This is a genomic window from Candidatus Hadarchaeales archaeon (assembly GCA_038736355.1).
Lineage (GTDB): Archaea > Hadarchaeota > Hadarchaeia > Hadarchaeales > WYZ-LMO6 > WYZ-LMO6.
Window position 1 is genome coordinate 209,629 of the sequence record JAVYML010000003.1, and the last position, 21,936, is coordinate 231,564.

Sequence of the window (21,936 nt, forward strand, 5' to 3'; positions counted from 1 at the left end):
CGTATGGAAATTCCCCTAGCCACGGCTGACAGACTGATAAGGAAGGCGGGAGCAAAAAGGGTAAGTGAGGAGGCTGCCAAAGCCTTGGCGGAGGTTTTGGAGGAATACGCCCTTTCGGTGGCCTCCGAGGCCGTTAAGTTGGCTGAGCATGCGGGTAGGAGAACCGTGAGAGATGAGGATATCCGCCTGGCAAGCAGGCGCGCCTAGGTCCATCTCCTGGCTAGCCCCCTTTTCAATAATTCTTCTTGGACATCTATCCACTTCCCCTCCCGGCGGAGGTAAACATAGGCTAGGAGTCTTCCATAGGAGTCGCGGGCCCTCCTCCCCTTCCTGCAGTAAATCCTCTCACCCGGGGGACAGAGGGAATCCAAAAAGGCCTTGGCTAGGACTCCCCTACTTTCGTGAAGTTCGAAGGCGTCGATTCCAGCTAGCCTAAGTTTTTCCAGCCTTCCCACTTCCGGCCAACCATGGCTTTCCAAGATCCTGACTTCCATGGTGTCCCCGTCGATAGTTCTTATCACCTCGGCGGAGAAATGGAAGCGATTCTCTTCTGGGAACAAAAAGAGTGGCAGGAGAAGGAATAAGAACACCAATGGCCAAACCCTCATTTCCTCTTTCTGGGAGAGAAGGAATTGATAAGGGGAAAAGAGATTCGAGGAAGATTTCACGTTTGAAACCGGCAAACTGGAAAAAACTTTTTTATATTTTTCACTGTGAAAAAAGTGATGCGCAAAACTCCCTATTTCAAAGAAAAACTCGAGACCATAGAGGTAAAGAAGAAGAGTCTCTCCCAACTGCTCCAAGAAATGGCCAAAACAGGTTTTCAAGGGAGGAAATTGGGGGAAGCTGCGCTCCTGTGGGAAGAAATGTTGAAAGAGAAGGACCTGGCCATTTTCTTCGGATATACCGGTTCCATGAGCACCACTGGGATGTGGAAAATCGTATGCTGGCTCATAGAGAAAAGATTCATAGATGTTCTCGTTTCCACTGGAGCCAACATTTCCGAAGACCTCCTAGAGGCCATGGGCGGGACCTATTGGAGGGGAACGGATTTGGTAGACGATGCCGACCTTTTGAAGCATAAAATCGACAGGTTTTATGATGTTTATGTCGACGAATTGGAATACAGAAAAATGGAAGGGTTAATAGCGGAATTCATCGAAACGCTGGATGAAAACCACTCTTATTCTTCCAGAGAGTTCTTATGGGAGTTTGGCAAGTGGTTGAACAAAAAGGGAATAAATTGTATCGTTTCAACCGCCTACAGGAAAAAAGTTCCCATTTTTTGCCCAGCTATAGTGGACAGCGGTTATGGAATAGCATACCTCCAAGCAAAGAAGAAAATTTGCTTGGATCAGGGAAAAGACTTCGTCGAGCTCCTCGAGATAGGGGAGAAGCTGGGAAGAAGGGGGGTAATCTACATTGGAGGGGGAGTACCCAAGGATTTCGTCCAGCTCCTGGCAGTAGCCATCGATCTCATGAAGGGGGGAGAAAAACCTTACCCGCACGAGTATGCCATCCAGATTACCACCGATCAACCCGTCTGGGGGGGACTCAGTGGATGCACCCTTAGGGAGGCCATCAGCTGGGGTAAGATTTCTGCCAAAGGTAAATACGTGACTTGCTACTGTGACGCCACCATAGCCCTTCCACTTCTTTCCCACTACCTGAACGAGAGGATAGAAAGCAGGAAGAATTATCCGGACTTCTCTTGGCTCTTGAAGTAGATTTTTATCTTCCCTTAGGGAAATGAAAAAGATGCCAGAGAGGGAGGTAAAACTAACGGTAGCCGAAAATTCCCATCAACCAGATGTTGGGAGAGGACTCGCCCGTATCCCGGACCACGTGGCCGAGAGGCTTGGGATAAGCCCGGGAGATGTGGTGGAAATCCAAGGAACGAAGACCACTGGTGTAATTGCCATGAAAGGTTTTGCAGAAGACAGAGGGCTGGATATCATAAGGATAGACGGTATTATCAGGCACAATGCCGGGACTTCCATAGGAGAGAAGGTTCTGGTTAGGAAAGCGGAAGTGAAGGAGGCCAAAAAGGTTACCTTGGCCCCGGCCAGCCCAGGTATAAGAATTTCCGTTCCTGGGGAGGTGATGAGACGCAACCTGCTCGGAAGGCCCCTCACGAGGGGGGATCTCATCACCACGGCTTCCATGAGGAGAGGGTTCGGTGAACCCTTCATCGAACAGATTTTCGGTTCTTTCTTGGAGGAGACCCCTCTGGGTTTGGGAGAGATGAGGTTCATCGTGGTCTCCACCATTCCCCTAGGAATAGTTTTGGTGGTGGATTCCACCGAAATAGAAGTGCTTCCTGAAGCCGTAGCGGTTAAGGAAACCAGAGTACCTGCCGTGACTTATGAGGACATCGGTGGTTTGAAGGAAGAATTGAAGAGGGTGAGGGAGATGATCGAACTTCCCCTCAAACATCCTGAGCTTTTCGACAGGCTTGGCATAGAACCTCCCAAAGGAGTATTGCTCTACGGACCGCCTGGAACCGGAAAAACCCTCATAGCGAAGGCAGTGGCCAACGAATCGGGGGCCAATTTCATTTCCATCAATGGGCCCGAGGTCATGAGCAAATGGTATGGAGAATCGGAGGCACGTCTGAGGAAAATCTTTGAGGACGCGGAAAAGAATGCTCCCTCCATCGTGTTCATAGACGAGCTGGACGCCATAGCACCTAAGAGAGAAGAGGTGACGGGAGAAGTGGAGAGAAGGGTAGTGGCCACTCTGTGTACAGCTTTGGATGGTTTGAAGTCGAGGGGAAGGGTTATCGTAATAGGGGCCACTAACCGTCCCAATGCGCTGGATCCCGCCATAAGAAGGCCGGGAAGATTCGATAGGGAAATCGAGATAGGAGTACCGGACAGGGAAGGGAGGAAGGAAATCCTGCAAATACACACCAGGGGCATGCCTCTGGCCAAAGATGTGGATTTGGATCGTCTTGCGGATATTACCCATGGCTTTGTGGGCGCAGACCTAGAGGCCCTGTGCAAGGAGGCCGCCATGAGTGCCCTCAGGAGGATTCTTCCCAAAATCAACTTGGAGGAAAAGACCATTCCGCCAGAAATCCTAGAAGAGCTCCAGGTCACCAAAGAGGACTTCGAGAATGCCCTAAAGGTAGTGGAGCCTTCGGCCATGAGGGAAGTGATGTTGGAGGTTCCCAATGTTCATTGGTCTGACATAGGGGGTTTGGAGGAGGCCAAGAGGGAGCTGAGGGAAGCCGTGGAATGGCCCCTGAAGTATCCAGACGCTTTCAAGAGGATGGGGATCGAGCCCCCAAAGGGTATCCTGCTTTTCGGCCCTCCAGGGACAGGGAAGACCCTCCTTGCTAGGGCGGTAGCCACGGAGAGTGAGGCCAACTTCATTGCAGTGAAGGGACCAGAGCTCCTCTGTATCTCGGGTGAAACCCCCGTTCTAACGAGCTTCTGCGGACTCATGCCCGTGAAGGAACTCTATGAAAACCTGATGCCGTTCACTCAGTTGGAGTTCAGGAAAGAGGGGATGGAAAGCAGAAGGCTTACGGTTCCCGTGTATACCTTCGCCTTGGGTGATGGGGGCAAGATGGTAAAGACCAGGATACAGCGAATTTACAAGCTATATGTAAGGGAGGCCTACAGGCTGAAGTTCTCGAATGGGGTGGAAATGTGTGTTTCCGCCAACCAGCCCTTCTTGGTCCTGAGGGGGGATGGAGTAGAGTGGGTCAAAACCTCCTCCCTAAGGACAGGGGAGTATGTGGCTGTGCCGGCACGCACCGGAACCTTCGATATGGAAATCCCGATAGGACTTCCCAAGAACCGCTATCTCAAGCTCGTTTCCGAAGACGGGGAAGCCTACACGGTGAGGATTTTCAACACGAAGATCTCGACGCGCCTGCCTAAGCGGATGACCCCCGAGCTGGCGGAATTCCTGGGCTGGTTCGCGGCGGAGGGCTGCATCTCCAGGGAGGGGGTGACCCTGTGTGACTCGGACTCAGAAAAGAGGAAGAGGATAGTGGAGCTCTTCCAGCTCTTCGTTTCGAGGGAGAGGATCTCGGAAAGCAAGGACGGGATGAGGATTACCGTCTCTTCCACCCCCCTGATGCTCTATCTCCAAGACCTGTTTGGGATGTCCCTTTGCAAGAAGTCTCATTCTATTGGGGTTCCTCCGCTGATCTTCAAATCCTCCCCGAGGGTGATGGCAGGCTTCCTCCGGGGGCTTTACGAGGGAGATGGAAACATGGACGACAAGAAAATCGAGTACGGCACCATGAACAGAAAGCTTGCGGAGGGAGTATCTTACCTTCTCACGGCCCTGGGTATAAAGCACAGGTTCTGGAGGAGGAAGGACGGGATGTACCTCCTGACGGTCTCCGGGAGGCTGGAGATGCAAAAGTTCATGCGGGTGGTTTATGGGGAAACCCAGGCAGGGGAAATCAGGCACCTCTACAACGGCAGTCTTCCAGACCTTTCCGGTTTACTCAAGAGAACCAAGGAGACCCTTCACCTCCGGTACGGTAAGGAACTCCCCGAGGGACTCTTCAAGGGGGTGAGCGGGAGGATAAGGTTGCAGCGCGTGCTCGAGTACATAGAGGAATACGCCCCAGAGTTCAAGGCATCCACCCTTTACCAGACCCTCAGAATACTGGCTGGGGGAGACCTGAGCTGGGTGAGGGTGGAGGAGAAGAAACGTGCGAGCCCCAGGTGGATGTACGACCTAGAGACGGAACACTCCTCCTTCGTAGGTGGGAACCTGCCCATGCTCCTCCACAACTCGAAGTGGGTGGGAGAATCCGAAAAAGGTGTGAGGGAGGTCTTCAGGAGGGCCAAAACCGCAGCCCCCGCCATCATCTTCTTCGATGAGCTCGATGCCTTGGTACCGAGAAGGGGGTCGGGCTTCGGTGACGCCCATGTAACGGAGAGGGTGATAAGCCAGCTCTTAACGGAGATGGATGGATTGGAAAAGCTGGAAAATGTGGTGGTAATAGGGGCCACCAACCGTCCCGACTTAATAGATCCTGCTCTCCTACGTCCCGGAAGGTTCGATAGGTTGGTTTATGTGCCCCCGCCGGACGAAAAGGCTAGATTGGAAATCCTAAAGATTCACACCAGGAAGATGCCTTTGGCCAAGGATGTAGATCTAGAGCAACTGGCCAAGGAAACGGAGGGCTATTCCGGTTCTGACCTAGCGGCCCTCTGCAGGGAAGCTGCCATGCTTGCCCTCAGGGAAGATATCAACGCAAAAGAGGTGACCATGAAACACTTCCGTGAAACCATGAAAAAGATCAGACCCTCCATACTCCCGGAAATGGAGGAGGCCTATCGCTCCTTCCTCTCCCGCTCCAAGAGCGAGGTGAAGAAGGAGATCACACCCAGAATCTTCTATTGAGGAAGATGAGAACCTTCTTGGCCTTGGAAATAAACGAAGAGGTGCGAGAGAGGTTGGTGAAGTTCCAGCGAAAACTCTTGCAGGGATGGGCCTCTTTGAAGCTCGTGGAACCGGAGAACCTACACCTAACCCTGAAGTTTCTTGGGGAGGTGGAGGAGGGAAGACTGGGGGAAATAGAGGAAGCGGTGCGTAAGGGTTGCGCCGGCTCTTCCCCCTTTATCATGGAAGTGAAGGGAACGGGAGTTTTTCCCAATCCTCACTATGTAAGGGTAGTATGGGCGGGGGTGGGGGAGGGTTGGGAAAAGGTTTCGTCCCTTCAGAGGAATGTGGATAGGGAACTGGGAAGGTTGGGTTTTCCCAGGGAAACCGAGTTCGTTCCCCACCTTACGCTGGCGAGGGTGAAGAGTGTGAGGGATAGGGAAAGGTTCCTGAAGGTGGTGGAGGAAGGGAGAGGGGAGGAGTTCGGAAAAACGGAGGTAAGGGAAGTACATTTGAAGAAGAGCCTGCTGACCCCCAAAGGCCCCATTTATGAGGACCTTAGGGTTTTGCCCCTGAAGTAGTTTTTGAATGGTGGGCCCGCTGGGATTTGAACCCAGGACCTCCCGGTTATCAGCCGAGCGCTCTAACCATGCTAAGCTACGGGCCCCATCTTTCCTCTTCTTTTTCCCTTAAATTTTTCACCCAAGGATTCTCCTGAAGAGGTTTTCCACTTCCTCACGTGAGGGCATGGCTTCTTGAGCTCCCACCCTAGTGGTGGCCAAGGCACCTGCACAGTTGGCCCAAAGAACGGCCTCTTCCAGAGGTCTTTGGGAAGCCAGTGCCACCGCCAAGGCCCCGCAAAAAGCATCCCCAGCCCCAGTTGTATCCTTCACCGCCACCCTCACTCCCCTTATCCTCTTCCCCACCCTTTCCGTCTTCACATAAGCCCCCTTACTTCCCAGGGTGATAACAACCGTCTTTGGACCCTTTCTCAGGAGTCTCTCCGCTACTCCTTCTATACCTCCCTCCCCCACCGCCTGGCAGGCCTCTCTCTCGTTGGCCACGAGGACCCAAGTCCTCCATGCGGCTGGAGAAAGGGGCTTGAAAGGAGCGAGGTTCAGCATCGTTTTTGTTCCTTCCTCCTTTGCCATCTTCAAAGCCGCTTCTACCGTCCGTGAGGGAAGCTCGAGCTGGGTAAGGAGCAAATCTGCTCCCCTCACCACTCCCCTCGCCCTTTCCACATCCTCCTCACTACACTTTTCATCCGCCCCGGAATACACTCCTATCAAATTCTCGCCTTCCTCATCCACGAAGATGAAAGCCTTTCCCGAGGGTGTTTCGTCCCATCTCAGATAAGAAGTGTTTATTCCCTCCCTTTTCAGCGCCTCCACCATTTTTCTTCCATACTCATCCTTTCCCACCCTCCCCACCATCCAAACCTTTGCTCCCAGTCTGGCGGCGGCCACGGCCTGATTCGCCCCCTTTCCCCCCATTCCCACCCTGAGTTCCTTTCCCAACACCGTCTCCCCCCTCTCGGGCAACCTTTTCGTCTTTAGTAGAAAATCCACGTGGAGACTTCCAACCACCACTATCTTGGGGATCATTCCAACAACCTCTCCAGGAAAAACCTGAGAAAACCCTCCCCATCCACACCCTCGCAAATCCTTATTTCCCTACCTTTCCATTCCTCGCCGGGCAGGATGAAAGGTCTCCTATCCACCACTACTTGTCCCCTCGTGAGTTCCCCTTTGGTCTCCACCCTCACATGATATCTACCGATTTTGAAGAGTTCAGGTTTCAAAAGGGAAACCAGGGCCATGGGGTCATGGAGGGCCACCTTTCCAAACCTTTCCAAAAGGGGTTTCACGAGCTCAGCCGCCAATCTTGCCTCTTTCGTCCTGCCTTTCCTTAATTCTTCGTATTCTTCTTTCGAGAGCATGGCGGTAGGATCCATGGTTACATCCAGTCCCACCGCGAGCAAAGGTAGACCTGAATCCACGACCATCTCGGCCGCCTCCGGATCCACGTAAAAGTTATACTCAGCCACGGGGGTGATGTTCCCATGTCCATAAGGGGTGAGACCATACGCTCCCCCCATCACTATCACTCCTTCCACCTTTCCCATCGTCTCCGGATAATCCCTCAGAGCGGAGGCAAGGTTGGTAAGGGGACCTGTGCACACGAACACGATCCTACCGCCGCTCCTCTCAACCTCTTCCACCATCACCTCCACAGCATGTTTGGTCAAAGGATGGAGCTTAGGTTCGGGGAGAAAAAGACCACCCAATCCATCCTCTCCATGTATGTGTTTGGCCGTACAGAGCTCCCTGAAAAGGGGTTTGGAACATCCCATGGCTACCGGGGGGGTCTTCAAACCCAAGAATTCTAAGACCTTCAGGGCATTTTTAGCGGTCTTCTCCACCTCCACATTCCCCGCCACCGTGGTAATGGCCCTGATCTCCAATTCAGGAGAACGCAGGGCCAAGAGGAGGGCGAGGGCATCATCTATCCCCGGATCCATGTCCAAAAGGACCCTTCTCACTCCTATCCCCTACTTCTTGCCGCAATACCTGAGGAACTCTTCCCAAATTTCCTTTCTCTTTTCTTCCCCCAGCTGCTCGTAATCTTCTATCGTTAATCCGTACTTCTCCCTCAGAAACCTGGAGAATCTCACCCCCTGAAGAACTTGGTAGATGAGATGGCTCCTGTAACTCTCAGGTATGCCTGCCACTCGCTTCCCCTCCTTTGGATCCTTCTCCTTGCGCGGGAACTTTCTTTTTGATCCAAAAGAACCTAAAGGATGAAAAGGGATAGGCACCACGCACCCATGCTACCAAGCTCAAGCCCAGACATAGAAGGAGGGAAGAAAGGAGAAAAGGAGAGAGGGAGAGGAGGTCCACCCTAGCTAAGAAAAAACCTATGTATAGCTGGAGGAGGATACCCAGCCCAAAGCTCACCATCAGCCTAGAGGAGAGCTCCAACTGGTCTTTTTTGGGATAAACCACTAGACTCAATAGAAAGCCTGGAAGGAACAGGATCATAAAGCCAAACAGGCCGTAGAGGATGGCTCCTATCACATCCTTCCTCCCTCCGAGTTCCTTCTTAAGGTTTGGGGTTGAAAAAACGATGAGATGAGGAAGGATTTGGTGGTGGTGGGTGGTGGACCCTCGGGCTGTTTTCTGGCCCAGAGAGTGGCCCAAAGGGGTTTCGAGGTACTTTTGGTAGAGGAACACCCGCAGATAGGGAAGCCAGTCTCCTGTGCTGGGGTGGTAGGGGTGAAGGGGATGAAGGAAGTGGGGGTGAAAGCTGAGAAATTTGCACTCAACAAGGTTAGGAGGGGGTTGGTCTTCTCCCCCTCTGGAGAGGTCTTGGAGCTAGAGAGGGGAAGGACAGAGGCCCTCGTACTAGATCGGGAAGCCTTCGACAAACATTTGGCGGAGCTAGCCGTTGAGGAGGGGGTGGAGCTCCGGCTCCAAACGAGGTGTGTGGAGGTAAGAAACACGAAGAGACCTACCACCCTCCTAACGGGAAAGGGGGAGGGGGAAATCAAGACGAGAATGTTGGTAGGGGCCGACGGACCCACTTCGCTCGTGGCAAGGAAGAGCGGAATGATGGGAAGGAGGAGGTTCATCAGGTGCGTACAGGCTGAAGTGAAAACAGAGGTGGAACCCGATACGGTAGAGGTCTATCTGGGAAGCTCCAGCATAGGGCTTTTCGGATGGGTAGTCCCAGCGGGAGAAGTGGCTAGGATAGGGATAGGGACCCTCAAGGGGGATCCGGGGGAAGGTCTACGTTCCCTCCTCAAGTTCCTCTCCCCGCGCCTTAGAGGGGAACCAAAAAAGCTCTCCTTCGGTCTCATTCCCTATGACCCTCCCAGACACTTAGTTAAGGGCTCGGTCCTTTTGGTGGGTGACGCCGCCTGTCAAGTCAAACCCCTCACTGGGGGAGGAATCTATTTGGGGCTTTCCTGTGCCCTAAAGGCCTCGGAAGCTCTCTTCCATTCCTTAGAAAGGGAAGACCCAACTTTCTTGAAACTTTACCCCAAGGAGGTGAAAAGAACCTTTGGAAGGGAACTCATGCTGGGTAGAAAGCTGAGGGAATTCATGTCTGTCCTCTCGGATGAGGAACTGGATGCCTTGGTCAAATGCCTCAACGAACCCAAGCTCAGGGAAGAAATTCTCAAAAAAGCCGATTTCGATCACCACTCCAGTCTCTTGGAGGTTATCTTTTCCAATCTTCCCCGTCTACTAACTTCCCTCGGGCCCAGGGCATTGACGAGAATGGCCCTTAAGGGGATGGTCGGACTCGACCTGAGAGGAATTTGAAAAGCACGGCCTTTTGGGCGTGCAACCTGTTCTCCGCCTGATCGAAAACCACGGAATGTGGCCCATCGATGACTTCATCGGTGACCTCTTCCCCCCTATGGGCAGGTAGACAGTGCATGAAAATCACTCCTTCATCCGCCAGGGAAAGGAGCTGAGAAGTCACTTGGAAATTCTTGAAGTCCTTCTTCCTTTTCTCCCTTTCCTCTTCCATACCCATCGAGACGAAAACATCAGTGTATACCACTTCTGCTCCCGAAACCGCTTCCTTAGGATCATGTCCTATCTCCACCTTACCACCACTCTTTTCGGCTCTCTCCCTCGCCAACTTCACCAAGTCTTTCGGGGGTTCGTAACCAGGGGGAACAGCTATGCGGATATGGCTGCCCATCGTGGCACATCCAAGCATGAGGGAAGTGCACACGTTGTTGCCATCTCCCACCCAGGCCACCCTAAGACCCTCCAGTTTCCCTTTGTATTCCTTCATGGTCAGCAAATCCGCAAGGGTTTGACATGGATGCTGGAGGGGACTCAAAGCGTTGATCACGGGAACGGTGCTGTATTTGGCCAGCTCCACCAAGTTGGGATGGGAAGAGACCCTCGCCACTATTCCATGAACATAGCGACTCAAGGTTCTAGCCGTGTCCGCCACCGTCTCCCCCCTGCTGAGCTGGAGTTCTTGGGAACTCAGGAAGAGGGGATTTCCACCCATCTCGTGGATGGCCACCTCGAAGGAGACCCTCGTCCTGGTGGAAGGTCTTTCGAAAATCAAGGCAACCGTTTTGTTTCTGAGTTCGGAAGAAGTTTTCCTGCCTCTTTCCTTTTTATATTTGGAGGCTAGCCTCAAGAGTTCTTCTATTTCCTTTCTACTCAGGTCCTCTATCCCCAGCAAATCCTTCTTCATCCCTCCACCTTCCTGAGCAATCCATCCAACGTGGAGACCAGGGCATCTATATGGGCTTCCTCCACCACCAAGGGGGGTAGGAATCTAAGCACCTTACCAGCCGTAACGTTGATGAGGAACCCTTCCTCTAAGGCCCCCATGACCACCTTCTCCGCCTTATCCTCCCCGTCTAATTCCATGCCCAACATGAGACCCTTTCCCCTCACCTCCCTAACCGAGGGATGATCCCTTTTCAGTTCTTCCAGCGCTTTCATGAAATACTTCCCCCTCCTTTCCGCTTTTTTCACCAATCCCCTTTTCCTTATCTCCCTTATGACGGTAAGGGCGGCTACACAGGCAAGCGGATTACCCCCAAAGGTAGCCCCATGATCTCCGGGCTGGAAGCTTTCCATGACTTCAGGTCTGGCCCCCGTACATCCTATGGGTATCCCTCCCCCCAGGGCTTTGGCCAACGTGATGATATCGGGTTCCACCCCCCAGTGTTCACTGGCAAACCATTTTCCCGTCCTTCCCATTCCCGTTTGTATCTCATCGATGATGAGAAGAGCACCCCTCTCTTCACAAAGTTCTTTCAACCCTTTCAAGAACTCCTGCGAAGCTACCCTCACCCCTCCTTCTCCTTGGATGGGCTCCAATATCACCGCTGCCGTATCCTCATCTACCGCCTTCTCCGCTGAGGAAAGATCGTTGAAAGGAATGAACTGAACATTGGAAAGGAGGAAGGACTGGAAGGGTTCTCTGTAAGAAGGTTTCCAAGTAGCGGAGAGGGCCCCCAAGGTCCTTCCATGAAAGGAATGTTCCATGGCCACGATCTTCTTTCTCCCCGTGTGCTTTATGGAAAGCTTTAGGGCGGCCTCTACACTTTCTGCTCCAGAGTTGGAGAAGAAGAACTTGTTTATCTTCCCCGGCGTTATGCGTGCCAGCTCTCTAGCCAACTCCACCTGTTCTTTGATATACACCAGGTTGGTCATGTGGATGAGCTTGCCAGCCTGTTTTGAGAGGGCTTTGCGGAGCTCGGGGTCGGCATGACCGAGCACACTCACGGCTACCCCTGCCACAAAATCCAGGTATCTCTTTCCCTCAAGATCCCAGAGGAAGATTCCCTTTCCTCTACTGAAGACCACGGGAAGTCTCCGATAGGTTTGGGCCAGATATTTTTTGTCCAGCCTGAAAATTTCCTCCATCTCACTTCCCTTTCTCTATCATTGTTCCCGCTCCCTTGTCCGTGAGGAGCTCTAGGAGAAGGGCGTGGGGCATCGTTCCCTGGAGGATGTGTGCCCTCTCCACTCCCCCTTCCACCGCCCTGATACAGGCTTTCAACTTGGGAATCATACCTCCACTGACCACCCCTGAGGCCAGGAGTGTCTTCGCCTCCTCGACCGTGAGCTGAGAGATCAGCGTACTCTCGTCCTTGGGATCCCTGAGCACCCCTTTCACATTGGTGAGAACAATGAGCTTTTTAGCCCCCATCACGATGGCCAATTCTGCCGCCACCGTGTCAGCGTTTAGGTTGAGGCTCCTTCCCTCCTCGTCAACCCCCAAGGGTGAGAGGACGGGAATGTATCCATTGGAGAGGAGGAAGCTCACCATGTGGGGATCTATCCTCTCGATCTCTCCCACGAACCCCAAATCCACATGCAGTTTTTCCCCATTGGGCGTAGTTACTTCTCTTATCTTTTTGGCCAAGATAATTTTTCCATCCACTCCTGAAATCCCCACCGCCCTTCCCCCGTACTTGTTTATACCCAGCACGATCTCGGTGTTGAGTTTTCCTACCAGATACTTATGCAGGATTTCTATGGTTTCCTTATCGGTCACGCGCAACCCAGCCACAAATTCGGGTTCCTTGCCCGCCTTTTTCATCTCCCTCGTGATTTCCGGTCCCCCCCCATGTACCAAGACAGGTTTCATCCCCACATAGTGGAGGAGTACCACATCCTGGAGGAGGGAATCGAGGGTTTTCTTCTTCTCTATCACTTCCCCCCCAAGCTTGATTACCATGGTCTGACCATGAAACTTCCTGATGTAAGGAAGGGCCTCAAGCAAAACACTTGCCGGTTCCTGCAGTTCATCACCCGGTTTTCCTCTACTCATTTTCCCATATTTAACTCCATCGAAAGACTAAGTTCTATATCTAGAATTGATCCTTACGTAATCGTAACTCAAATCACAACCCCACGCCGTGGCCTCGTCCCTTCCTTCCCCCAAATCTATTTCAAAGAGGATCTCATCAGCCTTCATAATTTCTGCTGCCTCCGGTAGGTCGGGTCCTCCGATGGGTCTCCCCCTTTCCACAAGTGTGACCTCCCCCCTCTCGCTTTTCACCTTGAGTGTGAGCCTTCTCGGATCGAAGCGTGCGCCCGAATACCCGAGGGCGGCGATTATCCTTCCCCAGTTGGGGTCTCCCCCAAAAAGTGCTGCCTTGAGCAGGTTGGAACCGGCTACGGCCAGGGCCGCTTTCTTGGCCTCCCCTTCCCTAGCGTTTTTTACCTTCACCTCCATCATGCGGGTAGCCCCTTCCGCCCCCTTCACGATCATCTTAGCCAGCTCCGTGAGAACGAAATCCAAGCCGTGTTGGAAACCTGCATCCTTCTTGAGCTCCTCGTTTTCCGCCTTACCACTTGCCATCATCAAAACCATATCGTTAGTGCTGGTATCGTTGTCCACCGTGATCATGTTGAGGGTCCTGTCCACAGAGGCCTGTAGGGAGGTCTTGAGGGAGAGGGGATCCACCCTGGCATCGGTTGTTAGAAAGACGAGCATGGTAGCCGTCTTTAGCCTGGGACGGATCATACCAGCCCCCTTGGCCATTCCGGCAATGGTTATTGGTGTTCCCTCCTCCGTTTCCACTCTTACGGCCACCTCTTTTGGAAAGCGATCCGTGGTGAGGATGGCTTGGGCAGCCAAATGGGAGGCCCGCCTAGAAGGGGAGAGTTTTTTCACGGCTTCCCTTATCCCCGCTTCTACCTTCTCCATGGGAAGATAGGTTCCTATCATGCCTGTGGAGGCCACGCCCACCTGATGGGTCTTGAGGCCCAGTAGTTCTGCCGTGAGTTCTGCCATCCTCTTGGCATCCCTCATCCCCCTCTCACCGGTAAAGGAGTTGGCACAGCCTGAGTTGGCCACTATGGCCCCGAGCCTCCTTTCCTTGCGTAGATGCCTCATCGTGAGGATTACGGGAGGAGCCCTAGTCCTACTGGTGGTGAAGGCCCCTGCAGCAGGAACAGGTCCTTCTTCACAGCTCAGGAGGGCGAGGTCTAGACCCTTGGAGCGTATCCCGGCCCTCACCCCGGCCGCAAGAAAACCTTCAGGTTCCGTTATTCCCCCCTTCAATCTTTTCAGTTCCATCCTCTCACGGACGCATGGGGAGGACTTCCAATCCCATCGTCTCTTTTAGCCCGAACCTGAGGTTCATGTTTTGAACCGCTTGTCCGGAACCCCCTTTGAGGAGGTTATCGATAGCAGAAACTATCACTACCCATTTTCCGTCCTCCGAGACTTCGAGACCGATATCGCAGTAGTTGGAGCCAACTACGTAGTTTAGCTCGGGAAGCCCTTCTACCACTCTAACGAAAGGCTCTCCCGAATAGAATCTTTTGTAAACGCTGAGGAGTTCCTCCTTCGACCTTTCTTCCCTCAGGAAAGCGTGGGCCGTGCAGAGGATCCCCCTGACCACTGGGATTAGGTGTGGAGTGAAATAAAGACCAACTTTCCCATTCGCCAGCCTTTCCAATTCCTGTTTTATCTCAGGGAGGTGCCTGTGCGTGGTGACGGAATAGGCACTGGCATTCTCGCCACAAACGGGATGATGCAGACCCTCCCTCAATCCCCTGCCAGCCCCCGAAGTGCCACTCAGAGCGTCCACCACTAGCCGATCCAATTCCACCAGTCTTTCTTTTACGAGAGGGGCTAGAGCCAGGATGGCGGCGGTGGGATAACAACCGGGGTTGGCAATCAGGGTGGCCTTTTTTATTTCTTCCCTGTAGAGCTCCGGAAGACCATAGACTCCCTGGATGTGTGGACTTTCGTGTTTGGTGTAATATTTCTCGTACACCCTTACATCTTTAAACCTGTAGTCCGCGCTGAGATCCACTACCTTTGCTCCTCCCTCCAAAATCTTGGGAACAGCTTTCATCGCCACACCGTTGGGAGTAGCCATGAAGACTACATCGGACTCCGAGCCTATCTTTCCATAATCTGGTTTTTCCACCCTTCTTTCTCCCACCACTCCAGAAAGCTGAGGATGAAGGGAAGCAAGGCGGGCACCTACATGCTCTTCCCCGAAAATTCCCACTACCTCTGTCTCCGGATGTCTTAGTAGAATTCTGAGGAGTTCTCCCCCAGTGTAACCTGCCACGCCCACGATGGAAACCTTAATCATCCTCTCATTCCTACTAACCTACCGTCCAAACCGTAGAACTTGGTTAGAGAGGCGGACATCCTTTGATCGAAGCCCCTCAAATGGAAGGAAACTATTTCCCTCTCATAGAGGGAGTAAGGTGAGGACCTACCCACCACCATGGCCCTTCCTGGTAAGAATTCCATTTTCACTTCTCCGGTAACCCTCTTTTGGGTGGCGTCGATGAAAGCCTCCAAATCTTCCCTCAGCGGATCGAACCATCTTCCCACATATACCATCTCGCTCCACTTTCTGTCTATCCTCTCCTTAACCATCAGCTCCTCCCGTGTAAGGACCAAGGCCTCCAAGGCTTTATGGGCCTCAAGGAGGACCGTGGCGGCTGGAGCTTCGTAAACCTCCCTGACCTTGAGGCCCAAAACCCTATCTTCCATTATATCTATGCGTCCTATCCCATATTTTCCGGCCAATTGGTTGAGTTCCCTTATCAACTTCACCCCATCCATGTACTCCCCGTTCATGGAAACGGGGATTCCCTCCTCGAACCCCAAGGAAACGATCAGGGGTTCCCTTGGGGCTTTCAGAGGACTTTGGGTGAGCTGAAAGGCCTCCTCGGGAGGGGATTGGAGGGGATCCTCTAACTCCCTGCCTTCGATCGATCTTCCCCATAGGTTCTCATCCACGCTATAGGGGGTGGAGGAAAAAGTGATGCCATGTTTGGCCAGGTATTCTATTTCTTCCTCCCTGGTTAGACTGAACTCCCTTATGGGGGCGATGATACGTAAATGCGGAACCTTGGCGGAAAGGGTTAGGTCAAACCTGAACTGATCGTTGCCCTTTCCCGTGCATCCATGGGCCACGGCTTCTGCCCCTTCTTCCATGGCTATTTTCGCTAGCCAACTGGCGGTGGGATACCTGGCGAGGGAAATGGAGAGGGGATAACCTTCATAGCATCCGTTAGCCTTCACGCTCCTGAAAATATATTCTTTGACGAACTCCTCCTTCGCATCCACGTAGATATGTTTGGAAGCCCCGAGCCTTCTCGCCCTCTCCTCCGCTATGCGGAACTGGTCTGGTCTTTGCCCCACATCCACCATAACGGTGATGACCTCCGCTCCGTACTTCTCCTGTAGGAGCTTCAGACAGGTACAGGTATCGAGTCCTCCGCTGAACCCCAGCACCACTTTCATGTAAATGAAATTTTTGGTCGTTCCCTCATATAGGTTTTGGGGATATCCTGAAAGGTTTTTATGGCTCGGAAAATTACTCTCAACTGTACAAAAAATCGAAAAGGGAGTGTCTAGACGAAAAAGCGTTCCAAAATCACGGGCGACAAGATGTATGTGATGGTTAACCTGCAGGGAGATCTCGGCAAGAGAGCTGGAACTGGAAGTGTGAGGGTACCCATCGAAGAAGAAGAAACGCTGGACTCCCTTTTCATGAAGCTGAGCAGGAGACATCCCCAGGTGGTGGAGAGCATTTTGGATCCCACGACCGGTGAACTAAGCGAGAACTGTCAAGTGCTACTAAACAATAGACCCGTGAAACGCACGTTGGGGATCCACACCAAACTCAAACACAAGGACGAAATAACGATTTTACCCCTTGAGAAGGAGCAGGATCCACAAGTCGTGTGAGGATCTTGAAAGTGGTGGGTCTGGTAGGATTACAAGGTGCTGGGAAAACTGAGGTGGCGAAAGTGGCCCTTTCCTTGGGCATTCCCTGTATTAGGATGGGGGAGGTGGTGCTCACAGAAATCAGAAAAAGGGGGTTGGAGATCAACGAAGAAAATGTGGGAAAGGTAGCCAACGAACTGAGAGAGAAGGGTGGGAAGGGAATAGTGGCCCGTCTCTGTCTTCCCCTCATCAGGGAAAAACTGGAGGAAAAAGGGATGGTGGTCGTGGATGGTATCAGGGCGATGGAAGAGGTGGAAGAACTCAGAAAAGCCTTTGGGAAGGATGTGGTAATCGTGGGGATTTGGGCTAGCCCTTCCCTGAGGTATTCGAGAATAGCCTCGAGGAGGAGGGAAGATGATGCAGAAGATTACGAGGGTTTTATACGGAAGGAAAAAAGGGAGTTGGAATGGGGGGTGGGCAATGCCCTTTCCCTCGCCGACTTTCTCCTCATCAACGAGGGAACTTTGGAAGAACTGAGGGAAAAAGCCATGGAATTTTTCAGGAGGTTGATGAGGGATGAGGGTTTGGGTAGAAGCTGAAGTAAAGCCGAGCGAGGATCCACAGAAGGTAGAAAAAGCCGTGAAGAATCTTTTCCCCCTTCTTTTCCTGAAAAGGGAGAGCGGAAAGGTAGAAGGTACCTCAGAGGACCCGGAAGTTCTCTCCCGCTTGAGGGACCTCCTACGCCTTCAAGCCATCAGGGATGCTGCCAGGAATCAGCTCCTTAGGGGTAAAGGGGAGGGGAAGTTGGAGTTTTGGCTCAATAAGCAGGCGGCTTTCATGGGGAAGGTCAGCTTCACAGAGGGTGAAGCCCCTTTAGGACCCATCAAGGTAGTAGTGGAAACTAGGGATCCCGATCTCCTCCTCGATTTTTTGGCCCCCAAGACCAAAGAAGGTAAAGCCCTTAGAGAAGTTTCCCTTGAAGAAATAAAGAGAGTTTAGAGAATGCCCAGCATTGCACCGAACATGAAATATCCCAGCGCGTTATAACCTTCGAGCAAAAAGACCTCCATCAACAACCCTTTCCCTTTTCCGCGCAGGAAATGCCAAGGGGCTTTACCCCTGCTCATCAATAGGACTTCCAGGGGTCCCGCAAGGAGCATGGCGAGGAGGAAAATGGAAAAAGCCTTGAGGGGCCCCAACCACCTCCCGAGCAAGAAACCCGCTGGTAAGTAGCCAGCCCATCTTTCGAAGGTGGCCAAGAAGACATGGGAGCGGGGAATGAAGATCCCCTTTCCGGCATAGTATTCCAGAATCTTTCCCATGGCAATTAAATCCACGAGGGGAAGAAACCAGAAGAGAAGACGACCTTTTGACAACTAACCACCGGCTAAGGGAACCTCCAGCACCATGAGATCTTCGGCTACTACGGTATTGGGGAAAATTTTCCTAGCCTGTTCCAAAAGGGTAGAAACTTCCCGATACCTTGGACTGAGATGGGTGAGGACCAAAAGTTTTACTCCTGCCTCCTTCGCCACCCAAGCTGCTTCCGATGAGGTGGAATGTCCTCCTTCCTTGGCCCTTTCGAGAAGCTCCTCTCCGAACATGGAATCATGGATCAAAACATCTGCTCCTTGGGCTAAGGCAATGATTTCTTCACAGGGTCTTGTGTCCACCGCGTATACCACTTTCCTTCCAGGAAGGGGAGGACCCAACACTTCCTCTGGCCTTACCTCTCTACCTCCAGGAAGGAAAATCGGTTGACCAGCTTTGAGAAGAGAGAAGGCCGGTCCTGGTGTTACTCCCAATCCGACCGCCTTCTCCGGGTCCAGTTTCCCAGGTCTGGGAAATTCCTCTAGGGAAAAGGCCAAACCCACTACCCCATGTTTGGTGGAAGAAGTGAGGATTCTATAGCCCGTCCTTTCCACTTTTTCTCCTCCCTTCAATCCCCTTACCTTTACTTCGAATTCTAGAGTATAGTGGGGGAGTCGAAGAAGGGTCTCAATTTTTTCTTCCTCTCCCACTGGAACATAGACTTCCAGCGGACGGGTTCTACCAAAGAGGGACATCGTTTGTACCAATCCTGCCAGACCCAGGAAGTGATCTCCATGGAGATGGGAGATGAAAACGGCATCTACCTTGAGGGGGCTGAGACCGACCCTTACCATTTGCCCCTGTGTTCCCTCACCACAATCGAAGAGGAGGAGTTCTCCACCCCTCTTGATGGCCAAAGAAGGAAGGGATCTAGAGGGGGAGGGAATGCTTCCTCCTGTTCCCAAAAAAGTTAGCGTGAGGTTCAGCTTCTCAACCCCTGAAAACGTAAATCCTTCTAGTTAAGCTCCGGTGGACCCTCTGCTCGTATCTCTCCCTCTCCTCCAGTCCCACCTCTGCTGCCATTTCCCCCAAGTCGACTTCTGAGGGGGAAGTCAAACACATGTATTTTCCCCTTTTGAGAGCCCTCACCAGCGAAGGAAGGGCCCTTCTATAGAGTTCCTCTTTTGACCTCTTCCAAGTACTGGCCTGTCTTCCATAAGGAGGATCGGTGACTATAGCGTCCACCCTTCTACCCTTCCATTGACAGGCATCACCTACTTCCAGTCTGAAGTTTTCTATTCCATAGTTTTCTAAGTTGATTCTAGCCCTTTCCACCATCTTGGGATCCAAATCTATTCCCCACACTTTCATTCCCATTAGTCCCGCTTCTATGAGAATTCCCCCCACGCCACAGAAGGGATCCAGAATAGTTCCTCCTCTGGGTGCTCTAGCGAGGTTTACCATGCATCTTGCTAGGGAAGGGAAAAGGGTACTGGGATGAAAGGCCTTGCGGAACTTTGGTCTGCGGCTTCCCATCTCTTTTCTGGCAGTATCGCCCACTTTCATTCCCACTATTCCCATTCCATCCGTGAGGGCTATGCAGACTTCCACCTCTGGTTTCTCCAGATCGACCTCAAACTTCACTTCTCCCCTTATCAGGTCTGCTATTCTCTTCGAAAGTTCTTCTCTTTTTATCTCAGGTGAATATCTCTTTATACGCACCGTTCTAACCGCGAAAGTTTTTCCATGCGGTATCAGGTCCACCACATCGGTACTCCCCACGGCTTCCAAGAGCTCTTCCACCCTAGAAGTACAAAGATGGGTCCAAACCTCGTGTGACATGCCAAGCCTAGAGGCTAGGAGAGAAGGATTCACTTCGGTTTCCACCACCAGTACTTGATCGAACTCCTCCAATACCTTCCCCGTACCCCCTTCGGCTTGGATGGCTGCCAAAACTTCTGCCCTGGGAAGATAAGGATGTTCCCCTGAAAGAAGGAAGACCAGCCTCACATTCTATCCATGGATAGCCAATTAAAATTTATAAAAGGACGGACTGCCTGAGCCCCTCCACGATAACTGGGGCCACGGAAACCAAACTATGGGAATTCTCTATGGTATTGGTCCCCACCACCCCCTCTACACCAGCTGCCTTCATTTTTTCAAGGGCGTTTCCAGAAAGCACGGGATGCGTACATGCAGCAAAGATTCTTCTTGCCCCTTCCTTCTTGAGGATTTTGGCTGCTTCCGCTATAGTTCCACCCGTGCTTATGATATCATCGATGATCACGGCATCCCTATCCTTCACCCTTAGTTCCTTACTCGAAGTTACCACGAGTTCTGGAGTAATCCTTTCCTTTTCCAGAGAATCGAAGGAAGCGCCCAATTCCTTCGCAGCCCTACTGGCCTGCTGGGCGGCTTTTTCATCCGGGCCCAAGAAGAGAGGATCTTTAAGCCCCATTCCCTTGAAGTATCTACCCAAAAGAGGGGCTGCCGTGACGTTTTTCACAGGTATAGAGAAATAAGAAAGGGATTCTCTTTCGTGGATGTCCACTACCACCAACTCCTCCGCCCCCGCCTCTTCTATGAAGGAAGAAATGAGTTTGAGGCTCAGGGCTTCCCCTTTCTTAAAGATTTTGTCCTGGCGTGCATATGCCAAGTAGGGAACCACGGCTTTGAGGCTCTTAGGTCCTTGTTCAGAGGCCGCCTCCAAAAGTAAAAAGAGCTCCATGAGATTTTCATTCTGGGGAGGGGGAGTGGATTGAACTATTACCACCTCTTCCCCAGAAAGGTCATCCGGTATCCTCACGTAAAGTTCTCCATCTGGAAAGGATTTAACCTCCGGTTGAGAAAACTTACAGTTCAGTTCTTTGGCAATTTCCCAAGATAGCTTGCGGGAAGCAGAACCCCCTATTACTATCATTTTTCTCCCGAAGTTTTTTCTTGAGGAGGATTTTATAATGTTTTGGTAGGATGAAATGTGGAGGATTCTAAGACCAGATGCTTTCACGGTGCTAGGGAATGAAAGGGCCAAAAAATCCTTTGCTAGGTATTTCAGGGTCCTGAGGGGGGAAGTACCGCCCAGGTTCCAAATCTGTAAAAGGATACCCGCATCCTTCGAGCCTTCCTGGGAAACGGAGGAACTCTGGAAAATCCACGACCTCTCCTTGAGGGAGTTCAAAAAGACCTTGGAACTGGTAGACAAGGGAAAAATGAAACTGGACGAGCTTGAAAAACCTAAATCCTCCCTGCTGGACCTCAAGATAGAACTGGCCCGTCGCCTCCTTTCTTCCTGCCAACTCTGCGAACACAAGTGCGGTGTTAACAGGTTAAAGGGGGAAAAGGGCTTCTGCAGGGTGGGAAAGACGAAGGTAGCTTCCGAATTCATGCATTATGGGGAGGAAAGCGTGCTCGTTCCCTCCTATACCGTCTTTTTTTCGGGCTGTTCCTTCAAGTGTTGTTTTTGCCAGAATTGGGACATCTCACAATTCCCTGACGAAGGAGAAGAATTCTCCCCAGCGGAACTCTCTTTCCTCATCTCCGAAGCCGAAAAACACGGGGCCAGGAATGTGAACTTTGTGGGTGGAAACCCAGACCCGCACCTTCTCTTCATCCTCGAGACCCTCAGGGAATATGGTGGACGCCTTAGCTCTGTTTGGAACTCCAACATGTACTACAGCTCCTCGAGTGCGGAGCTCCTCAAGGGAACCCAAGATATTTATCTAACAGATTTCAAGTGGGGGAACGACAGATGCGCCCGAAAATATTCAGGTATCTCGAGATACTGGGAAACCGTAACGAGAAATCATCTCACAGCCTTCTCGGATGCAGAGCTCATCATCCGCCATTTGGTAATGCCGGGTCATCTCGAGTGCTGTACCTTCCCTGTGCTCCGGTGGATAGCCGAAAACCTTGGAGAAAAAGTATGGGTGAACGTGATGGCGCAATATCGTCCATGCTATAGAGCTGCGGAATATCCTGAGATAAACCGTGCCCTTTCTCCACAAGAATTCAGAAAAGCCTTGGAGGAAGCTGAGAGACTTGGGCTGAGCTTGGAACCTTAGCCTTCGAAAC

General features: G+C 52.1%; 24 protein-coding genes and 1 tRNA gene. 9 read left to right on the plus strand and 16 right to left on the minus strand.

What is annotated here, in order from left to right:
• The first annotated feature begins 3 nt into the window (after positions 1 to 3).
• Positions 4 to 207, plus strand: a complete 204-nt coding sequence (locus QXG22_05935) for an NFYB/HAP3 family transcription factor subunit (protein MEM0359523.1) — start codon at positions 4 to 6, stop codon at positions 205 to 207.
• Here QXG22_05935 and QXG22_05940 read toward each other — a convergent pair.
• A complete protein-coding gene (locus tag QXG22_05940) occupies positions 204 to 560 on the minus strand; it encodes a thermonuclease family protein (protein ID MEM0359524.1) in 357 nt (118 codons plus the stop codon). The two genes, QXG22_05935 and QXG22_05940, sit on opposite strands and share 4 nt — an antisense overlap.
• A gap of 165 nt (positions 561 to 725) precedes the next feature.
• Between QXG22_05940 and QXG22_05945 the strand changes: the two genes are divergently transcribed.
• Genes QXG22_05945 through thpR form a run of 3 tightly spaced genes read left to right on the plus strand, consistent with a single transcriptional unit; the run spans position 726 to position 5,936 of the window.
• A complete protein-coding gene (locus QXG22_05945; protein MEM0359525.1) occupies positions 726 to 1,727 on the plus strand; it encodes a deoxyhypusine synthase in 1,002 nt (333 codons plus the stop codon).
• A gap of 31 nt (positions 1,728 to 1,758) precedes the next feature.
• On the plus strand, positions 1,759 to 5,376 hold the full coding sequence (locus tag QXG22_05950) for a CDC48 family AAA ATPase (GenBank protein MEM0359526.1): 3,618 nt from the start codon (positions 1,759 to 1,761) through the stop codon (positions 5,374 to 5,376).
• Between the two features lie 5 nt (positions 5,377 to 5,381).
• Positions 5,382 to 5,936: an RNA 2',3'-cyclic phosphodiesterase gene (gene thpR, locus QXG22_05955; protein MEM0359527.1), complete on the plus strand. Its 555-nt coding sequence runs from the start codon at positions 5,382 to 5,384 to the stop codon at positions 5,934 to 5,936.
• A gap of 8 nt (positions 5,937 to 5,944) precedes the next feature.
• Here thpR and QXG22_05960 read toward each other — a convergent pair.
• The 5 genes from QXG22_05960 to QXG22_05980 form a co-directional block, all read right to left on the minus strand.
• Positions 5,945 to 6,022 (minus strand) — tRNA-Ile (locus QXG22_05960).
• Positions 6,023 to 6,053: 31 nt separating this feature from the next.
• Positions 6,054 to 6,959, minus strand: a complete 906-nt coding sequence (gene rbsK / locus QXG22_05965) for a ribokinase (protein ID MEM0359528.1) — start codon at positions 6,957 to 6,959, stop codon at positions 6,054 to 6,056.
• Entirely contained in the window at positions 6,956 to 7,897 is a 942-nt protein-coding gene (locus tag QXG22_05970; GenBank protein MEM0359529.1) for a nucleoside hydrolase, read from the minus strand. Before QXG22_05970 ends, rbsK begins: the two co-directional genes overlap by 4 nt.
• Before the next feature lie 9 nt (positions 7,898 to 7,906).
• The gene (locus QXG22_05975; protein MEM0359530.1) at positions 7,907 to 8,086 is read right to left on the minus strand and encodes a hypothetical protein; all 180 of its coding nucleotides are present in this window, start codon (positions 8,084 to 8,086) and stop codon (positions 7,907 to 7,909) included.
• On the minus strand, positions 8,070 to 8,432 hold the full coding sequence (locus tag QXG22_05980; protein ID MEM0359531.1) for a DUF1616 domain-containing protein: 363 nt from the start codon (positions 8,430 to 8,432) through the stop codon (positions 8,070 to 8,072). The genes QXG22_05975 and QXG22_05980 overlap by 17 nt, the downstream gene beginning before the upstream one ends.
• Positions 8,433 to 8,486: 54 nt before the next feature.
• Here QXG22_05980 and QXG22_05985 point away from each other — a divergent pair, with 54 nt between their 5' ends.
• On the plus strand, positions 8,487 to 9,680 hold the full coding sequence (locus QXG22_05985; GenBank protein ID MEM0359532.1) for an NAD(P)/FAD-dependent oxidoreductase: 1,194 nt from the start codon (positions 8,487 to 8,489) through the stop codon (positions 9,678 to 9,680).
• On the opposite strand, the gene argF is transcribed toward QXG22_05985, so the two are convergent.
• Genes argF through QXG22_06015 form a run of 6 tightly spaced genes read right to left on the minus strand, consistent with a single transcriptional unit; the run spans position 9,643 to position 16,128 of the window.
• Positions 9,643 to 10,581 carry an ornithine carbamoyltransferase gene (argF, locus tag QXG22_05990; protein MEM0359533.1) on the minus strand — a complete coding sequence of 313 codons (939 nt, stop codon included), beginning with the start codon at positions 10,579 to 10,581 and terminating at the stop codon, positions 9,643 to 9,645. The two genes, QXG22_05985 and argF, sit on opposite strands and share 38 nt — an antisense overlap.
• Positions 10,578 to 11,765, minus strand: coding sequence for an acetylornithine transaminase (locus QXG22_05995; GenBank protein ID MEM0359534.1), 1,188 nt, complete (start codon positions 11,763 to 11,765; stop codon positions 10,578 to 10,580). The genes argF and QXG22_05995 overlap by 4 nt, the downstream gene beginning before the upstream one ends.
• Before the next feature lies 1 nt (position 11,766).
• A complete protein-coding gene (argB, locus tag QXG22_06000) occupies positions 11,767 to 12,675 on the minus strand; it encodes an acetylglutamate kinase (protein ID MEM0359535.1) in 909 nt (302 codons plus the stop codon).
• Between the two features lie 27 nt (positions 12,676 to 12,702).
• Positions 12,703 to 13,929, minus strand: a complete 1,227-nt coding sequence (gene argJ, locus QXG22_06005) for a bifunctional ornithine acetyltransferase/N-acetylglutamate synthase (GenBank protein MEM0359536.1) — start codon at positions 13,927 to 13,929, stop codon at positions 12,703 to 12,705.
• A 4-nt stretch (positions 13,930 to 13,933) separates the two neighbouring features.
• On the minus strand, positions 13,934 to 14,962 hold the full coding sequence (gene argC, locus QXG22_06010; protein MEM0359537.1) for an N-acetyl-gamma-glutamyl-phosphate reductase: 1,029 nt from the start codon (positions 14,960 to 14,962) through the stop codon (positions 13,934 to 13,936).
• On the minus strand, positions 14,959 to 16,128 hold the full coding sequence (locus tag QXG22_06015; GenBank protein ID MEM0359538.1) for an argininosuccinate synthase: 1,170 nt from the start codon (positions 16,126 to 16,128) through the stop codon (positions 14,959 to 14,961). Before QXG22_06015 ends, argC begins: the two co-directional genes overlap by 4 nt.
• A 156-nt stretch (positions 16,129 to 16,284) precedes the next feature.
• Between QXG22_06015 and QXG22_06020 the strand changes: the two genes are divergently transcribed.
• The 3 genes from QXG22_06020 to QXG22_06030 are packed head-to-tail and all read left to right on the plus strand — an operon-like array spanning position 16,285 to position 17,553.
• Positions 16,285 to 16,575 carry a MoaD/ThiS family protein gene (locus QXG22_06020; GenBank protein MEM0359539.1) on the plus strand — a complete coding sequence of 97 codons (291 nt, stop codon included), beginning with the start codon at positions 16,285 to 16,287 and terminating at the stop codon, positions 16,573 to 16,575.
• Positions 16,572 to 17,153, plus strand: coding sequence for an AAA family ATPase (locus QXG22_06025; GenBank protein MEM0359540.1), 582 nt, complete (start codon positions 16,572 to 16,574; stop codon positions 17,151 to 17,153). Before QXG22_06020 ends, QXG22_06025 begins: the two co-directional genes overlap by 4 nt.
• Positions 17,131 to 17,553 carry an RNA-binding domain-containing protein gene (locus tag QXG22_06030; GenBank protein MEM0359541.1) on the plus strand — a complete coding sequence of 141 codons (423 nt, stop codon included), beginning with the start codon at positions 17,131 to 17,133 and terminating at the stop codon, positions 17,551 to 17,553. Before QXG22_06025 ends, QXG22_06030 begins: the two co-directional genes overlap by 23 nt.
• On the opposite strand, the gene QXG22_06035 is transcribed toward QXG22_06030, so the two are convergent.
• Genes QXG22_06035 through QXG22_06050 form a run of 4 tightly spaced genes read right to left on the minus strand, consistent with a single transcriptional unit; the run spans position 17,550 to position 20,785 of the window.
• Positions 17,550 to 17,876: a hypothetical protein gene (locus tag QXG22_06035; protein MEM0359542.1), complete on the minus strand. Its 327-nt coding sequence runs from the start codon at positions 17,874 to 17,876 to the stop codon at positions 17,550 to 17,552. The genes QXG22_06030 and QXG22_06035 overlap by 4 nt on opposite strands.
• A gap of 54 nt (positions 17,877 to 17,930) precedes the next feature.
• Entirely contained in the window at positions 17,931 to 18,851 is a 921-nt protein-coding gene (rnz, locus tag QXG22_06040) for a ribonuclease Z (GenBank protein MEM0359543.1), read from the minus strand.
• A 4-nt stretch (positions 18,852 to 18,855) separates the two neighbouring features.
• Complete coding sequence (locus QXG22_06045; GenBank protein ID MEM0359544.1) at positions 18,856 to 19,875, minus strand: methyltransferase domain-containing protein; 1,020 nt, start codon at positions 19,873 to 19,875, stop codon at positions 18,856 to 18,858.
• Positions 19,876 to 19,903: 28 nt separating this feature from the next.
• On the minus strand, positions 19,904 to 20,785 hold the full coding sequence (locus QXG22_06050) for a ribose-phosphate diphosphokinase (protein ID MEM0359545.1): 882 nt from the start codon (positions 20,783 to 20,785) through the stop codon (positions 19,904 to 19,906).
• A 55-nt stretch (positions 20,786 to 20,840) separates the two neighbouring features.
• Here QXG22_06050 and QXG22_06055 point away from each other — a divergent pair, with 55 nt between their 5' ends.
• Positions 20,841 to 21,926: a radical SAM protein gene (locus QXG22_06055; GenBank protein MEM0359546.1), complete on the plus strand. Its 1,086-nt coding sequence runs from the start codon at positions 20,841 to 20,843 to the stop codon at positions 21,924 to 21,926.
• The last annotated feature ends 10 nt before the right edge of the window (positions 21,927 to 21,936 follow it).

Coding starts and splice junctions, on each gene's coding strand:
- QXG22_05935 (MEM0359523.1), top strand. CDS start 4: ATGGAAATTCCCCTAGCCACGGCTGACAGACTGATAAGGAAGGCGGGA.
- QXG22_05945 (MEM0359525.1), top strand. CDS start 726: ATGCGCAAAACTCCCTATTTCAAAGAAAAACTCGAGACCATAGAGGTA.
- QXG22_05950 (MEM0359526.1), top strand. CDS start 1,759: ATGCCAGAGAGGGAGGTAAAACTAACGGTAGCCGAAAATTCCCATCAA.
- thpR (MEM0359527.1), top strand. CDS start 5,382: ATGAGAACCTTCTTGGCCTTGGAAATAAACGAAGAGGTGCGAGAGAGG.
- rbsK (MEM0359528.1), bottom strand. CDS start 6,959: ATGATCCCCAAGATAGTGGTGGTTGGAAGTCTCCACGTGGATTTTCTA.
- QXG22_05985 (MEM0359532.1), top strand. CDS start 8,487: ATGAGGAAGGATTTGGTGGTGGTGGGTGGTGGACCCTCGGGCTGTTTT.
- argF (MEM0359533.1), bottom strand. CDS start 10,581: ATGAAGAAGGATTTGCTGGGGATAGAGGACCTGAGTAGAAAGGAAATA.
- QXG22_05995 (MEM0359534.1), bottom strand. CDS start 11,765: ATGGAGGAAATTTTCAGGCTGGACAAAAAATATCTGGCCCAAACCTAT.
- argB (MEM0359535.1), bottom strand. CDS start 12,675: ATGAGTAGAGGAAAACCGGGTGATGAACTGCAGGAACCGGCAAGTGTT.
- argJ (MEM0359536.1), bottom strand. CDS start 13,929: ATGGAACTGAAAAGATTGAAGGGGGGAATAACGGAACCTGAAGGTTTT.
- argC (MEM0359537.1), bottom strand. CDS start 14,962: ATGATTAAGGTTTCCATCGTGGGCGTGGCAGGTTACACTGGGGGAGAA.
- QXG22_06015 (MEM0359538.1), bottom strand. CDS start 16,128: ATGAAAGTGGTGCTGGGGTTCAGCGGAGGACTCGATACCTGTACCTGT.
- QXG22_06020 (MEM0359539.1), top strand. CDS start 16,285: ATGGTTAACCTGCAGGGAGATCTCGGCAAGAGAGCTGGAACTGGAAGT.
- QXG22_06030 (MEM0359541.1), top strand. CDS start 17,131: ATGAGGGTTTGGGTAGAAGCTGAAGTAAAGCCGAGCGAGGATCCACAG.
- QXG22_06035 (MEM0359542.1), bottom strand. CDS start 17,876: ATGGGAAAGATTCTGGAATACTATGCCGGAAAGGGGATCTTCATTCCC.
- QXG22_06050 (MEM0359545.1), bottom strand. CDS start 20,785: ATGATAGTAATAGGGGGTTCTGCTTCCCGCAAGCTATCTTGGGAAATT.
- QXG22_06055 (MEM0359546.1), top strand. CDS start 20,841: ATGTGGAGGATTCTAAGACCAGATGCTTTCACGGTGCTAGGGAATGAA.